18 protein-coding genes and 1 tRNA gene are annotated in these 14,873 nt (G+C 33.2%); 15 read left to right on the top strand and 4 right to left on the bottom strand.

Going from position 1 to position 14,873, the window contains the following annotated elements; translation table 11 throughout:
• Positions 1–2 precede the first annotated feature (2 nt).
• Positions 3–1,445 carry a cell wall metabolism sensor histidine kinase WalK gene (locus H3T54_RS00095; protein WP_198220311.1) on the top strand — a complete coding sequence of 481 codons (1,443 nt, stop codon included), beginning with the start codon at positions 3–5 and terminating at the stop codon, positions 1,443–1,445.
• Between the two features lie 4 nt (positions 1,446–1,449).
• Positions 1,450–2,133, top strand: a complete 684-nt coding sequence (locus tag H3T54_RS00090) for a response regulator transcription factor (RefSeq protein WP_086320679.1) — start codon at positions 1,450–1,452, stop codon at positions 2,131–2,133.
• Positions 2,134–2,314: 181 nt separating this feature from the next.
• On the opposite strand, the gene H3T54_RS00085 is transcribed toward H3T54_RS00090, so the two are convergent.
• Positions 2,315–3,376: a bifunctional transcriptional activator/DNA repair enzyme AdaA gene (locus H3T54_RS00085; RefSeq protein WP_110447804.1), complete on the bottom strand. Its 1,062-nt coding sequence runs from the start codon at positions 3,374–3,376 to the stop codon at positions 2,315–2,317.
• A 335-nt stretch (positions 3,377–3,711) separates the two neighbouring features.
• On the opposite strand from H3T54_RS00085, the gene H3T54_RS00080 reads away from it, so the two are divergent.
• Positions 3,712–4,362, top strand: coding sequence for a DUF421 domain-containing protein (locus H3T54_RS00080; protein WP_198220310.1), 651 nt, complete (start codon positions 3,712–3,714; stop codon positions 4,360–4,362).
• An 82-nt stretch (positions 4,363–4,444) separates the two neighbouring features.
• Here the strand turns inward: H3T54_RS00080 and ispE are convergent, their stop codons facing one another.
• Both ispE and lolB read right to left on the bottom strand, forming a co-directional pair.
• Positions 4,445–5,287, bottom strand: coding sequence for a 4-(cytidine 5'-diphospho)-2-C-methyl-D-erythritol kinase (gene ispE / locus H3T54_RS00075; RefSeq protein WP_198221107.1), 843 nt, complete (start codon positions 5,285–5,287; stop codon positions 4,445–4,447).
• A gap of 9 nt (positions 5,288–5,296) precedes the next feature.
• The gene (gene lolB / locus H3T54_RS00070) at positions 5,297–5,917 is read right to left on the bottom strand and encodes a lipoprotein insertase outer membrane protein LolB (protein ID WP_198220309.1); all 621 of its coding nucleotides are present in this window, start codon (positions 5,915–5,917) and stop codon (positions 5,297–5,299) included.
• A 159-nt stretch (positions 5,918–6,076) separates the two neighbouring features.
• Between lolB and hemA the strand changes: the two genes are divergently transcribed.
• The 8 genes from hemA (at position 6,077) to H3T54_RS00030 (ending at position 11,856) form a co-directional block, all read left to right on the top strand.
• Positions 6,077–7,348 carry a glutamyl-tRNA reductase gene (gene hemA, locus H3T54_RS00065; RefSeq protein WP_198220308.1) on the top strand — a complete coding sequence of 424 codons (1,272 nt, stop codon included), beginning with the start codon at positions 6,077–6,079 and terminating at the stop codon, positions 7,346–7,348.
• Positions 7,349–7,382: 34 nt separating this feature from the next.
• The gene (locus H3T54_RS12010) at positions 7,383–7,637 is read left to right on the top strand and encodes a DUF1289 domain-containing protein (protein ID WP_110447809.1); all 255 of its coding nucleotides are present in this window, start codon (positions 7,383–7,385) and stop codon (positions 7,635–7,637) included.
• A 117-nt stretch (positions 7,638–7,754) separates the two neighbouring features.
• The gene (locus tag H3T54_RS00055; RefSeq protein ID WP_198220307.1) at positions 7,755–7,997 is read left to right on the top strand and encodes a zinc ribbon domain-containing protein; all 243 of its coding nucleotides are present in this window, start codon (positions 7,755–7,757) and stop codon (positions 7,995–7,997) included.
• Between the two features lie 99 nt (positions 7,998–8,096).
• Positions 8,097–8,183, top strand: a tRNA-Leu gene (locus H3T54_RS00050).
• An 833-nt stretch (positions 8,184–9,016) separates the two neighbouring features.
• Positions 9,017–9,571, top strand: a complete 555-nt coding sequence (locus tag H3T54_RS00045; RefSeq protein ID WP_198220306.1) for a hypothetical protein — start codon at positions 9,017–9,019, stop codon at positions 9,569–9,571.
• A gap of 680 nt (positions 9,572–10,251) precedes the next feature.
• The gene (locus H3T54_RS00040; protein WP_198220305.1) at positions 10,252–10,800 is read left to right on the top strand and encodes a VENN motif pre-toxin domain-containing protein; all 549 of its coding nucleotides are present in this window, start codon (positions 10,252–10,254) and stop codon (positions 10,798–10,800) included.
• Between the two features lie 43 nt (positions 10,801–10,843).
• A complete protein-coding gene (locus H3T54_RS00035; protein ID WP_198220304.1) occupies positions 10,844–11,527 on the top strand; it encodes a hypothetical protein in 684 nt (227 codons plus the stop codon).
• The gene (locus H3T54_RS00030) at positions 11,527–11,856 is read left to right on the top strand and encodes a hypothetical protein (RefSeq protein ID WP_034901483.1); all 330 of its coding nucleotides are present in this window, start codon (positions 11,527–11,529) and stop codon (positions 11,854–11,856) included. Before H3T54_RS00035 ends, H3T54_RS00030 begins: the two co-directional genes overlap by 1 nt.
• A 70-nt stretch (positions 11,857–11,926) precedes the next feature.
• Here H3T54_RS00030 and H3T54_RS00025 read toward each other — a convergent pair whose 3' ends face one another.
• Positions 11,927–12,229, bottom strand: a complete 303-nt coding sequence (locus H3T54_RS00025) for a SymE family type I addiction module toxin (RefSeq protein ID WP_198220303.1) — start codon at positions 12,227–12,229, stop codon at positions 11,927–11,929.
• 161 nt (positions 12,230–12,390) lie between these two features.
• Here H3T54_RS00025 and H3T54_RS00020 point away from each other — a divergent pair, with 161 nt between their 5' ends.
• The 4 genes from H3T54_RS00020 (at position 12,391) to H3T54_RS00005 (ending at position 14,603) form a co-directional block, all read left to right on the top strand.
• A complete protein-coding gene (locus H3T54_RS00020; RefSeq protein ID WP_198220302.1) occupies positions 12,391–12,795 on the top strand; it encodes an Imm7 family immunity protein in 405 nt (134 codons plus the stop codon).
• A gap of 482 nt (positions 12,796–13,277) precedes the next feature.
• Positions 13,278–13,835 (top strand): cysteine peptidase family C39 domain-containing protein, encoded by a 558-nt coding sequence (locus H3T54_RS00015; RefSeq protein WP_198220301.1) that lies wholly within the window; start codon positions 13,278–13,280, stop codon positions 13,833–13,835.
• The gene (locus tag H3T54_RS00010) at positions 13,810–14,085 is read left to right on the top strand and encodes a hypothetical protein (RefSeq protein ID WP_198220300.1); all 276 of its coding nucleotides are present in this window, start codon (positions 13,810–13,812) and stop codon (positions 14,083–14,085) included. Before H3T54_RS00015 ends, H3T54_RS00010 begins: the two co-directional genes overlap by 26 nt.
• A gap of 101 nt (positions 14,086–14,186) precedes the next feature.
• Positions 14,187–14,603, top strand: a complete 417-nt coding sequence (locus tag H3T54_RS00005; RefSeq protein ID WP_198220299.1) for a hypothetical protein — start codon at positions 14,187–14,189, stop codon at positions 14,601–14,603.
• Positions 14,604–14,873: the final 270 nt, after the last annotated feature.

The raw sequence follows: 14,873 nt of genomic DNA, 5'->3' as shown, positions 1-14,873 counted from the left end.
TTATGAAGAAATTAACAACGATTTTATCTTTATTGATATTAATGACATTTATAAGTTATTTAGGTTGGCGAAGCGTTGAACATGAGGTTTTATTAAGAGAAAATAATGAAACCTTACTCGCTAAAAGTCATATGAATAATATCAAATTATCGATTGAATCGTTGTTGAATCAACGTCTATCTTATCTTAATAGTTTGGCATTACAAATTGATAATGACTATGGTAAAGCTGAGGATTTATTAGAAACGGAAACGGATTTTAAGAATATTTTTATCATCAACAAAAATAGGATTTTATTTTTAAGTGATTCTGATGATTCTCAATGGCACAATCTGGTTGAATCAATTGCATTAGATAATTCTGTTTTGATCAATCAACAAGATTATTCAGAACAATCTCAACCAAGCTCTGGTTGGTATCAAATATATAACCACTTAATTTATTGGACAATTCAATCGGATAATATTATTGGTTTTGAATTTTCCAATATAAAGTTTTCATTTGATGTTATCAGTTTATTAGATACATATGATTCTGATGATAATTTTAAATTATCCGATGGCGATAAACAGATATATAGTAATGGTGAAAAATTCGATAATGAAATTTCTCTAAGGCTTAATTATCCCCTACAAAATTGGCATTTAACCTATTATTATTCTTCACCAAACTTAGTTAATTTATATTTATTAGGTTCAGGCGTTATTGGATTATTTTTTATCGTTTTGCTTGGGTTTATTGGTTACGGTTATCGAGAATATACCCGAACACTACGTTTAGCAAAACAACAAGTAAGTTTTGTTGGGCAGGTTTCGCATGAATTTAAAACGCCTTTAACCAATATCTCTCTTTATTCAGAAATGTTATCTGAATGTTTAGAAGATGAGCCGGACCCTGTTCCTGATTATCTGCATATAATTAGTGCAGAAAGTAAACGACTTACGCGATTGGTGCAAAATGTTTTAACTTTTAATAAACCAAGTCGTTTAAATATAAAACAAGTAAATTTAACCATACTAATTAAACAGATATATCAAACTTTTAAACCTATTTTAGAGGCTAAATCATTACAACTGAACATCACTACTCTTGAAAATGATTGTATAGTTGATACTGATGAAGATAGTGTCATGCAAATTCTCAATAACTTTTTGAGCAATGCCGAGAAATATGCTTTTAATGGTAAGCGAATTGATTTATCTTTGACCAGAAAAGGAAAACTGGTAACAATTACTGTTCGTGATTATGGAGATGGCATTGCCAGTCATCTATTAAAACAGATTTTTGAGCCATTTTATCGAGTCAATTCATCGATAACTGAAGGCGTTTCGGGTACAGGAATCGGTTTGACGATAGCCAAGCAGTTAGCGAGTCAGATCCATGGAGAGATTAAAGTTTTGAATCATAATCCGGGAATGGCATTTTCACTGATATTAATGGAGTAGTAGAATGAAAATTTTAATTGCTGAAGACGATAAGCACATTCTTAATGGCATGTCAGATTTGTTAGAAAAAGAGGGCTACATTATTATTAAAGCTGTTAATGGTAAAGTTGCGCTGGAACTATTCAATCAATACCAACCCGATTTTATTATTTTAGATATTATGATGCCCGAGCTTGATGGCTATTCTGTTTGCCGTGCAATCCGTAAATTAAATGAAGATGTGCCAATTTTATTTTTATCCGCTAAAGATGAAGAAATCGATCGGGTTATTGGTTTAGAACTAGGTGCTGACGATTATATGAATAAACCTTTTGGTATTCATGAGCTTAGAGCAAGAATTAAGGCTATTGCTAAACGTTATTTAAAATCTAAACATCGAAATCTTTCTAAAGAAGATTATTTTCAATTTGGCGATTTAAATGTATATCCTACCGAATTATACGCTAAAAGAAATGATCAGATTATTGAATTAACTTTACGAGAAATTAAGATTTTAGAATGTTTATATCAATATAAAAATCAAGTTGTTACTCGAGATATGCTTTTTGATTATGTATGGGGATATGATTTTTTACCTAATAGTCGAACTCTTGATCAACATATTTCAAAATTGAGAAAACAAATAGAAATTAACCCAAGCATACCAACTTTAATAAAAACGGTACATGGAATTGGTTATAGACATTAAATTTGCTATACACTCTATTGAGCTGATTTTTCAGCATGTTAAGTCATCATCTCAAAAAGAGATGACGTTATATTGAGCAAATAATTCTGATTAGATGAGACTTGACATAAGGTATCACAGCAATTTTTTTCTATAGCTTTTGTAATATTATTGATTGACTGATAATTATTATTTTCAATAATTATCGATGGTTACGATTTTTATTTTCATGTTCAATTAACCATTTTTTTCTTTCTAATCCACCGCCATAACCAACTAGTTCTCCATTCGATCCTATTACTCGATGACAAGGGACAATAATCGCCACTCTATTATAACCATTGGCATTGGCGACAGCTCGAATTGCTTGTGGATTATTAATTCTTTGTGCTTGCTGTTTATAAGTGGTCAATTCTCCATAGGGAATGTGTTTTAAGCAATCCCAAACGGTTTGTTGAAATAGGGTGCCAGGTGTATGTAAGGCAACGGTAAAGTTTGTTCTTGTTCCTGAAAAATATTCGGCAATTTCAACCTTAGCTTGTTTGATATGTTCATTTTCGCCAAAAATAATCTTCATTTTAAGTAGGCTTTGTAGTTGTTCAAATTCTGTTTCTAACATTCTTCTATCTACAAACTCTAATAAACATATTCCTTGATTTGTTGCACAAATAAACATAGGACCTAAAGGGGAGGTTAATCTATCGATTAAAATAACGTCTTGCTGTTGGTTTGCTGAAGGTGACTTTTTCATAATTTTTTTATAAGTATAACCAAAACCACTTAAGGAATTGTAACCAGTATCAAAGGCAGTATTAATAACATTTTTTCCTGATTTTAATTCTTGAAAAGCACTGTTAATTCGATACATTCGTTGATAAGCATGAAAAGTAATTCCGTAATGTTTTTTAAACCAACGGCGAAGAGTTTCAGGACTTAGTTTATTTTGTCTGAGCTGATAATCAGTGATCTTTTGTTTAGGATTATTATTAATTAATGCTAGGGCTTTAATTATTTCATCTGGTGCTTGATTAGCATTTTCGGTTGGTTTGCATATTTTGCAAGGTCGATAACCGGCATCAAGCGCTGATTTGAATGAATCGAAAAATTCGACATTAGCAAATTTTGGTTTTCTTGCTCGGCAAGTTGCAATACAAAATACCGAAGTGGTTTTGACTCCGACATAAAAGATCCCAATATAGCTATGATCTCTTTCAAGTAAAGCTCGGTAATAAGTCTCTTTTTGATTAGGGTTAGTTATTAGCATTTTATTCTATCTTGTCTAAATTTCGGTAATTTATGAACTAAGCTTATTAAAAATGCTATTCGTTGCGCAACCGAAAAATTGACAACTATTTTTATTCACTTTCTTCGTAAATTTTTTAGCTGTTTAATAAAAATAAATTGCTAAAATGACCATTATCAATCTAATATTGATACATCACTTGTTATCACTCAAGATTTTTATTATTTAATAGTCATTCCTTCGTTCATTGTTGTTAATATTTTTTGTAAATACTTAATATTTAAATCTGTTTTTATGACCAATTTTAGTACTAATTGCTTCTATTGCCTTAGGCATTTATTATTTTGGAGAGTACTATGCTTAGTTATCTTGATTTCCTTATTATTGCTTTAAAGTTGTTGGTTGTATTTATCTGTATTGTGTTATTTTTAAAAATAACCGGCAAAACTTCATTGTCACAAATGTCGAGCATTGATTTTATTGGAAATATGATTTTAGGTGGCATTGCTGGCGGGATTATCTATAACCCCAAATTAACCATATATGATTTTATTGTTGTTTTGTTGATGTGGACGGCAATTATGTATAGCTCTAATTATTTAAAAAAACGCAGTCAAAATGCTAAGGCATTTATTGTCGGTAATCCAATTATATTGATGGATCAGGGTAAATTAAAATTGGACGCTTTCACCTCAATTAATTTAGATCTAGCTAGTTTTGCTGTATTGCTTAGAATGAAAAATGTTTTTACTATTCATGATGTTGAAAAAGCAATTTTGGAACCGAATGGGCAATTATCTATTGTAAAAAAAGGTGACAAAGATATATCGGTTATTGTATTAGAAAATGAACAACCAGTAGATGATGTTTTAAAACAAATTGGTAAAGATGAAAAATGGTTAACATCAAACTTAGCAAAACAAGGTTATAAAAGTTTCCAAGGGCTTTATTGTGTGGAATATTATGATCATCGACTTTTTGTAATACCTAATGATGCAGTAAAATGAGTTTATGTTTTTATAACTAACCACTGACCATATAAATTTAAATCACTTATATGGTCAATGATTATTGCTTTAAGAAAATTATTTAATTAGCGTAAAGTGGTGATATGTTTAATGATTTAGCAATAAAGCTTTTTACGGAGTTGGATTTAAGTTCGCTCTGTATTGATAACGCATGTTGCTTTGACTCACAACGTGTAAATACACAGGCGCCGGTGCCAGTTAATCTGGTTGGCGCATATCGCGATAACTGCTGAATATGGTTATCAATTTCAGGGTAACGCTGACGCACTACAGTTTCACAATCATTACTAAAATCATCAATAGAAATTGACATCAGTTGTTCAATACTACGCTTAGGTGTATTTCGTGGTAAATTTGGATCATTAAACACTGTAACTGTTGAAATTTCTATATTAGGGTTGCTGACTAAATACCAATATTGAGGTATATCAACTTGTTGCAACTGATCACCAATACCTTCTGCAAAAGCAGCATGACCATAAATAAAAATAGGTACATCGGCACCGATTGTGCTACCTATTTCCATCAAGGTAGTTTGCGACAGATGTAAACCCCATAATTGATTTAACGCAACCAACACTGTCGCGGCATTTGACGAAGCGCCACCAAGTCCACCGCCCATGGGGATCATTTTATCTATGGCAATATCTGCACCAAGCTTATTAGTGTTTACATAAGATTTTAAACGCTTAGCGGCTATAACAATTAGATTTTTATCTGCTGGGATATTATCAAATTGCGTTAATAGATTAATTTGCCCATCATCACGAGTCGTAATAGTCAATTTGTCGCAAATATCAATAAATTGAAACAAAGTTTGTAAATCATGATAATTGTCTGGGCGTCGTCCAGTTATATATAAGAATAGATTTAATTTAGCTGGTGATAACCATTGAGTCATAATCATTATCTGTTATCTTAATATCCAATTACTAATTTTTAAACGAATTAACTCATCATCATGAGAGAGTTCAATAATAGCAGGTAAATCAATTTTTTTATTTTTATAGGTATAAGTAGCGTAGCTGCTAATCTTTAATGACCATTTATTGTTATTTTGCATAAATGAGGTGGAAGATAATCTGCCTGAGCTGTCAATTTTATCAGCTTGGCTATCATCAGAAAAACCTTTCAACCAATTATGTAACGAATTGAGTGGGATATTAACTTTGGATATTTTCTTCATTAATAGTTCCACATTAACATCATGGTAGCGAACGCCGTTGTTATCAATTAATTCGGCGTAATTCGGTTCGGCTTTTAAGGTTAAAATATTTGTGCCAACTGGCGTAGTTAATTTTATGTCATAATCGTTTTCAGATTGCTGTGTAATTAGAAAACGTCCATAACTTTTAGTTTTCGTTCCTATATGAGCAATACTACCATTAACTTGAAATGAATTAATTTGTGCAAGAACTTGTTTATGGTTTTGCCATTGCTGTTCTACAGATACATTAGTTTGATATTTTGTTGTTTGGCACGCACTAAGTATAAACGGCAGAATGAATATGAACACATATTTGATTTTAGACATAAATTAACTCTTTAGTTGTGTATGGTCAAAAGTAAGGCGTATTATAGCTGATAATTGGCTGAATAAGAAAAAGTAACTGAAATTAACCTTTATTATTTTTTTTAGGTATAATGAGTTATTAATAAAAACTTTACAAACTATTACAAAAGAATCAATGCAATGTCTATTACTGTATTAGGTGTCAATCACAAAACAGCACCCGTTTCTTTAAGAGAAAAACTGGCTTTTTCTAATGAGGTTATTGATAAAGCATTATATAGTTTATATCAGCATCCTTTAATTGCTGGTTGTGTCATCCTATCAACCTGTAATCGAACTGAAATTTACTTAAGTTATGATCATGAAAGTGATTTTCTGCGGGTAAGACAATCGGTTGAAAATTGGTTAGCACAATATCATGGTATTGATTTGGCTTTATTTAAATCATTATTTTACTGTTATGATGGTCGGCAAGCAGTTGAACATCTTATGTCGGTAGCTTGCGGCATTGATTCATTAATTATTGGTGAACCGCAAATTTTAGGTCAAGTTAAACAAGCATATAGTTTTTCACAGCAAAACAATTGTTTATCAGCAGAATTGGAAAAACTTTTTCAATCCATTTTTCATGTAGCTAAAATTGTTCGTACTGAAACGAATATTGGCGCCAATACTGCATCGGTTGCTTATGCAGCCTGCCTAGTGGCTCGTGATGTTTTTACTGATACGTCTGCATTAAGTGTGATGTTAGTCGGAGCTGGTGAAACAATCGAACTAATTTCACGTTATCTCAAACCTCATGGTTTTAAACATGTCATAGTTGCCAACCGAACTCGAGACAAAGCATTAAAATTAGCTTCATTTATTGAGGCTGAAATCATTTCATTACCTGATATAGCTAATCGGCTGAAAGATGTTGATATTGTTATTAGCTCAACTGCTAGCCCATTGCCTATCATTGGCAAGGGGATGGTAGAGCGCACTATGCATGATCGAAATAATAAAAAGATGTTATTTATTGATTTAGCTGTACCTCGAGATGTTGAGTCAGAAATTAGCCAATTGGAAGATGTGCATCTATTTACTGTCGATGATCTACAACAAACGGTACAAAATAATCTTGAGCAACGAGTAATAGCAGCCAATGAAGCCAAGTACATAATTCAAGAACAAGCAGAGCAATATATTGATTGGTTAAAAACACGCCATGCGGTAGAGTATGTTAAACAGTACCGTAATAATGCTCAAACTATCAAACGTCAATTAGAATTAAAAGCATTAAATGCGATTAAACAAGGAGCCAATATTGATGATGTTATTTTTGAATTTTCACATAAATTAACCAATAAATTAATTCATGCACCAACTCAAATATTGCTGGATGCTGCAACGCATGACTGTGATGATTGTTTTAAAGTCTTAAGTAAAGGATTAGGCCTAGAAGATAATTAATCTTTGATTGGATCTACAAAGGATGATGTAGTTATTGGACCAAATTGAATTTTTTGACATACCAAGCCCTTGCCAAAGAGTATGTCAAATGGATAGGCAAGGGTATTGTATAAAATGCTATCGTTCTCGAGACGAAAGATTTAATTGGCTAAATTATTCTAATTATCAAAAACAAGAAGTTTTGCGATTATGTAGACAAAGGGCCATAAGACGTTATTATCAATTCTTGCAGCAGCAACGACAACAAAATAATCAAATTACTTTTTCACAAATCGATTTTAATTTTTGATATTTAAACATCTATTTTCCTATAACTTGTAATCTTTCTCAACTCGGAGTAGCATTTTTAAATATATTATTATGGTTTTGTATTAATTACCTTAGCTAATTAATGGGGATAGAAAATATGAAAATGTGTATTGCATGTGGTATGCCCATGACGGCTATTGCTGATTATCCTCTGCATGATATGTCAAAAAACTACTGTAAACATTGTGCTCATAGCGATGGAACAATGAAATCATTTGACGAAAAATGGCACGAGGTAACTCTTAAGTATGCTAATAATCATAATATTGATTATTGTGTTGCCAAAGAGACCGCTTATACAATTTTAAAAAAATTACCAGCCTGGAAACGTAGATGGTAGTAGAATTTTTAGGCAACTAACCGCATTTAGAATAATATCTGTTGCAGATATTGCAAAGCTTAGTATAATTGCCAACGTTTACTTTTTTACACTTCTATTGCCAGTGTGGCGAAATTGGTAGACGCAGCGGATTCAAAATCCGCCGCCCTTAAAAGCGTGTCGGTTCGAGTCCGACCACTGGCACCAATAAAATCAATTAGTTAATTCTCATTCTTTCGTAAGTCAAATATCAAAAAAATTTTGAATGGCGGTAAAATGGCGAGTGATTTTTCTTTTGAAAATTTTTAACCAACCTTAAATTCATCAATCATATTTAATTTCTCATATCAATATTCATTTAATAAATCTATTAATAGTTAGCAGATATAGATCCATTATAATTAAAGCTGCTAACCGGTTAGCCAATGATCTCAGTAAAAAGGGTGAATTGATTGAAAAGGTGGCTATTTGGGTGAGGGTGCTTTTGAAATAGTAAATCAAACAGGATTATGAAGTGCCATGATATGGGATCAAGGTAATAAGGTTGGTCACTAGGGGAGTTATTAAAGGAACAGATAAAGTTAGTAATGTTTTAATTCATTATCCTTGGAAAAGCACTACTTATAAAATGACTCAATAAGAATTTAAGAAGGTATATAATGAGATCGCAGTTTCTATTTTAATCCATGTTGATGATAGTTTTATTCCAACAGGGATAGATCTATATCAGTTTATGAAATGGCACCCTGAATACTAGAAAAATAGAGCGAATGAATTTAAAAAATAGGTATATTATGAGTACAAAAGTCGCAAAAGATTTCGGTATTTTTTTAAAGAAACAATTTTAGAGGCAAAAGAAAATTGGTAATTGTTTTTGATCCTATTATGGGCGCTTTAACGCCGACTCTGCTGAAGCAAAATTGGTTAACAATGATGGAGTATAAGAATGGACCTGATGTAAGCATTCTAACCAAACTAAATAATAAAACTCTATCAATTTGATGAATTGAGAAATTCTATTATTCAAGGAAGTGGTAAAGATGGTAGTAAATAGTGAATATATAAAACAACTATTATTAGAAAGAGAGAGATTTGTCAATCCACCAAATCATACAGTTAAAGCTACAGGGGTTGGTATAGCTAGGTTTATTATTCATTGTAATAATAATGCTGATGAAGTGTTAAACTTAGCTAAACGAGTGTTAGTGATAGTAAACTATAATTCAGAGTTAGTTTGGCCTTCTTTTGAAGAATGGTCAAAAATATTACCTAATAAGTTTGTTAATAATTGTGCTCCAGAACTTTCAAAAAGTGAAAGTGAAAAAGAAATTAATTATAGAAGAAGTCTACCTTGGGAAAAACAAGTAAGTCTAGAGAAAAATAAAAAATGGAGTTTAGGAAACTGGCTTGTATGGCTTGAACCAGAGACCAGAGAATGGTTTTGGTGGAATGCTCATAAATTTGATGGTGAAATTGAAAATACACATTTTTTAATTGAGGTTACAGCATTAGATGACCCTTTTGCATCAGGTGCTTTGAAATGGCTATTTAAAGCTTGTGGTGCAATTGATGTCATTTCTACAGATGATCTTTAGTTTATGCATCTGTCATCTAGTTCTGCGAGACTAGTCGCAGAACTGAACTAACTATTTATCCACCCAGTGATCTAGTTCACAAATCGAACAATTAACTCGTCTTTTTAAGTGGTAATGGTGAATGGTCTGTGTTGGATCAGAATTTACCCAACTAGAGGGTTTTAAAGATAATCAGTGAAGAGTAACATCCTTTGTTATAGTTATCATTTTTACACATAATTCCCAAAAACTATGACCACTTCATTCATATTCTAATATCAATAAGACGGTATACACTCCTCAATTGTTTTTACAAATAAACCTCAATAAACTAAATCAAAATAACCATAATCTAAAAAATATAATCACCAATTAGAACTGTTACTAGTAATGACAGTTTTTCACCGACCAGTAGCCAACCAACCGTTTATGATCATAACGATGAAGCCTCGAATATTACGCACTCGGCAATCAGTGACGATGAGTTAATCATTCGTGACCAAGATAAGCAAACACAAGATATTAATGAACTTAGTCGTGATACCGAAAATGCCCATAGTAAGCTCAAACCTATCTTTAATAAAGAGGATGAACAGACCAAACAAAACATTGTCACGAGTTTACAAGAGTTAGCGTCACAGGTTAAAGAGCTTGAACGCACCATTCATAAAGATGCCGGTAAAGACTCAAAAGATGGCAAAATGGGCAATGACTTTAGTAAAGGCGTTGACTCAGCCGTAGCAATTATTACCAGCATTATCACTGGCGATATAACCGGCGGCCTTGCTGGCGCCAGTACCAGTGCACCATGGCTCGCTGAACAGATAAAACTGCATACAGGCGATAATGAAGCAGCAAGGTTAATTGCGCATTCCATACTCGGCGCAGTGGTTGCGGAACTACAAGGTAACTCAGGACTTGCCGGTGGAGCTGGTGCTGTGGTCGGAGAAATAGCAGCAGATATCATCCGCAAACAACTGTATGGCAAAGAAGTCAAAGATTTAACTGAAGAGGAAAAAGAAACCATAAGTGCACTATCTCAGCTAGCTACTGGTCTTGCCACAGCAGCTGGCGGTGGTAATATTAGCGATGCTAGTGCAGCAATTAGTAGCAGTAAAAATGCGGTTGAGAATAATTATTTGAGTGTAAATGAAGCTAAGCGAAAAGCTTATTTGACTTGGATAAAGCCAAACTATCTAGGTGAGGAATTAACAGAAGATGAAAAGAAAGAATTAGAAAAATCTCAATAAACTAGATAAAGAACGAGATCAAATTTTACAGGATAATTGTTCATTGGGTAACATCTCAAGCTCAGCTTGTAAAGGATTGCTGCAAGAAGCATGGGAAATGCAGAATGAATATGAAAAAGAGGTTGCTAGAAGTTTAACAAATGCTGATTTATATAGAGAAGACTCAAAAAATCTTAACGAAGCATTAGTCGGTTTAGATCCCAACAGCATTATTCATTTAATTTCAATTGAAGCAATTGTAAAAGAGACAGGTAGAGATGTAAAAGATGTTGCTCAACAGTATAAATATGTTATGGATGCACATGGAATTGTATCTTCATTGGCTGGTTTGTATGGAGGAGTAAATTTTACGCAACCAAATACCAATATAGGTAAACCCAGTAATATTGTTAATAAGGTTGATGATATTGCTGTAAAAGGGAGTATTCCCGAAATTAAAGGTACTCAAGTCGGATTAAGAGATCCTGCTCAAATTGATTTAATGAAAAGCGATATGCTAAACGGAAGTTTTGAGTTCACGGCTACAAGAGGAAAAATTGCAGGATATATTGATAGTAAAGGAAATTATTATATTACCGAAGGTCATCATAGAATGGCAGCAGCTCAAGAAATATACAAAACTACAGGTGATGCAACATATATCCATAAGCTATTAGAAAATGGTAAATGGGATAAAACTAATAAAGTCCCTGTTGATGCACACCCTCTACCAACAAGGAAACCATGATGAAGAAAAATGAAATATATGTGGAAATGTTAGGACGAACATTAACTTATATAAGAAACGTGCAGTCACAAGACTCGATTAGAAAGGCGAAAGATATATCATGTTATTATGAGGCTGAATTAGTTCATAATTTATTAATTACTATTTTTGATGCTGAATTTGAGCAGCATGATATTTGGTTTTTAAATCATCAGGCTCGATATTATTATGAGAACTGTAATACCGAAATATCTATTAATTATGATAAGCAAGTTAGTTTTATTAAAGAACTCTTTGCTATGGTTCCTGTAGAACTTAAAAATAAGCTGACATGGAATGGACCCATATAATTTGATCCATTACATGCCATTAATGAAGTTAACCTCAACTCAATGATAGGGTGTATTCTGACTATCCGTTTTACTGATTAAGCTTAACGGTGATATCACAGATGCGCTGCTGGGTCTGTTGTATCTCTACCAGTAACTTACGGTTATCCGTCTTGTGTTTAGGTTCGGTGGTGATGACTAAACAACCCTGCATCACCTGGATAATCAGCGGTGTACCGGTGGTAAACTCGGCCTGATTTAGCCATTTACCCTTAAGATGAATAGCCGGAATACTGTCATCACTGCGGGACGGCAGATAACCAACGGTATAATGCCGTTCAATCTTGCTCATCTGGACAATCATCTTATCCAGCGTAGAATGTACCTTAGTCATAATAACTACTCCGTTTAGTTGTTGTGATTAGCAGGTTAGCGGTGGTGGTACACCGTTAATCTGCGTCTGTAATTAATAAACTTAATGAATATAGTAACCGTTACGGAGTAAAAGTTGTTATCGATACTAAACCTCTTAACCCAAAATAATAAGGTAATTAAATGGTTGAATATTACGGTTGGATATCTATAAGTGATTCAACATATGAAAGTGATGATGGCGAAATGAGTTTAATATTAAATAAATTATCTTCATACATCACGGAATATAAAATACAAAATGCATCTGGATTTATCAATGTTCATGAGGTAAATGGTTCTTACCAAGTAATGGTTAGTGGAAATACTAACCATTTATCTCAGGATGTAATAGAGATTTTTAACCTCTATGAATATATAGCAAGGATAGCTATTGGTTCATATGGATTGTTATATATTCGAAATGATGAATCACTAGATGCTTGCAATGAATTTGAAGTTTTGGTTTTAGCAAGAGGTAAAATTAGAAAAGAAAAAGATACGTTCTTATCGCCTTGTATACCAATGATTGAGGATGATGAGGAATAGAATTAATCCCCCCTTACTTAACCTCTGGGGGATTTTATTTTACCTCTTAGCTCAGCCCTTCAATTACTGATAATCAACAATCATTGTTGAATATCAATGATTACCGGCTAACAGTTAGTAAAGCCAAAGGTTTCCAGCGAGCGACTTTTAATTGTCAGTTGCGTTTTAAGGTTGAGTTGCCCGCCGTTGAGGCTATAACCCCCCATTTATGACCACAACGATGAAGCTTCGAATATTACCCATGCGGCAATCAGTGACGGTGAATTAATCATTCGTGACCCAGATAAGCAAACACAAGATATCAATGAACTCAGTCATGATACCGGAAATGCCCATAGCAGACTTAAACCAATCTTTAATATATAATGATTGAGGATTGGAAAGCAGAGGGTCTTAGTAATGAAGAGATACAGTCTAAGCTTCTAAAACTCAATATTATTGATTCTGGAATAGCACCTGTTAATGTAAATGCTCTTCTAAACTTGTATGATAATGGGGCGAGTAAAGATGAAATACTGGCATTTGCATCTGCTGCTATCTTTAATAAACTTGTAGGCAAAGCTAGTAATGCTGCTGGAAAGGGGACGACAGGTTCACCAACTCAAGGTGGTGCTGGCGGAAACTGGAAAGTGATTGACGAAATAACAGATACTAATGTGATTAAACAAGTTACTCCAACGTCTTGTGGTGCTGCCTGCGGTCAAATGTTATTAAAGGATAGAAATATCTTTGTTAACCAAACAAAACTAGGAACTTCGTTGAAAAGTCCAGAACAACTGGCAAGAGATCTAAGTAAGCAAGGTGGAAATTGGGACGGTGGTTTTGTTGGTGAGCAAGCTTTTGATGCACTAAATAAAACAGGTTCGTGGAGTGCCATGATGTGGGATAAAGGTAATAAAGTTGGTCACTGGGTTGTTGTAAAAGGCACTGATAAGGCTGGTAATGTACTAATTCATGACACTTGGAAAGGTACTAGTTATAAGATGACTCAAAAAGAATTTAAGGGAACTTGGAATGGAGTTGCAGTCTTCAATAGATAATATTTATCTTAATGATATTAAGTATGAAAATGGTATTGTTAGTTTATTCTTGCTTATTAATAATATTCATAAAACATTTACGGCAATACCGAAGGATGGTGATATACCTGTAATGACTTCATCAGATGAATTATCAGAATTATTAATGTCACTAATGCCTTATGAACCTGCAATATATAAGAAGTTGTATAATGTTGTATGGGATTATATAAAGGGAAATGATGTAATGTTCCCTATTAAGCTACTTTAAATAGTAAAGCTCCCTCCAGTCGGGGGAGCTTTTATCTCTTTTTAGATCTGTATAGCAAGCTCAATAATTAACTTATCCTGTTCAATCTAAGGAATATTAATATGGGAATGCAAGTCAACATAGATATAAATTTTGCACAAGAATATTCTCCTAAAGAGATATTAAAGTGCCTAATAAATAATAGCGGGAATATTTATTATCAAAATATGGTTACTTATCTATCGTCAAATGATATCGATGATTATAACTGGTTGAATATAGACATGAATTTGTTCAATTTAGACGAGTTTATAAACTCTCATAATATTATGGATAAAGTCGGTATAGTGATGGTTTATGATAATGAATCAGGGGGTAATTTATTAATTTACCCTAACTATTTATCTATGTCATTGTCAATAAATCGTCAGTATTTATCTGGGGAAGATATTCCAGATTTTAATTGGTATCTAAAAAAAATGAGTGTGTTTTTAAGAAATATAAAACTATCTAGCATACAATGTGAAACCATCTACTAATGAATAATCCCCACCTAACCCGTGGGGAGCTTGTTTTACTTCTTAGTTTAGCCCCTCAATCCTAATAATCAATTCCCTCGGCTGCGCATCAATGATGACGGGCTGACCGATGATATATCGATGCTAATCGTCATGTTGCTATTGAAACCTCGGCAGATAAACAATTGGAGCACAGTAAAACAACGAGTAAAAACTGGAGTGCAACGACGGCTGGACCAACGGCGGGCTCATCAGTACGATTTATCAATGGTAGTCCAAATCATGGTGCAA

It is taken from the genome of Gilliamella sp. B14384G10, assembly GCF_016101685.1.
GTDB lineage: Bacteria > Pseudomonadota > Gammaproteobacteria > Enterobacterales > Orbaceae > Gilliamella > Gilliamella apis_A.
Note: the sequence above shows the minus strand (reverse complement) of the source record. Positions and strands in the feature narration are given on the sequence as shown.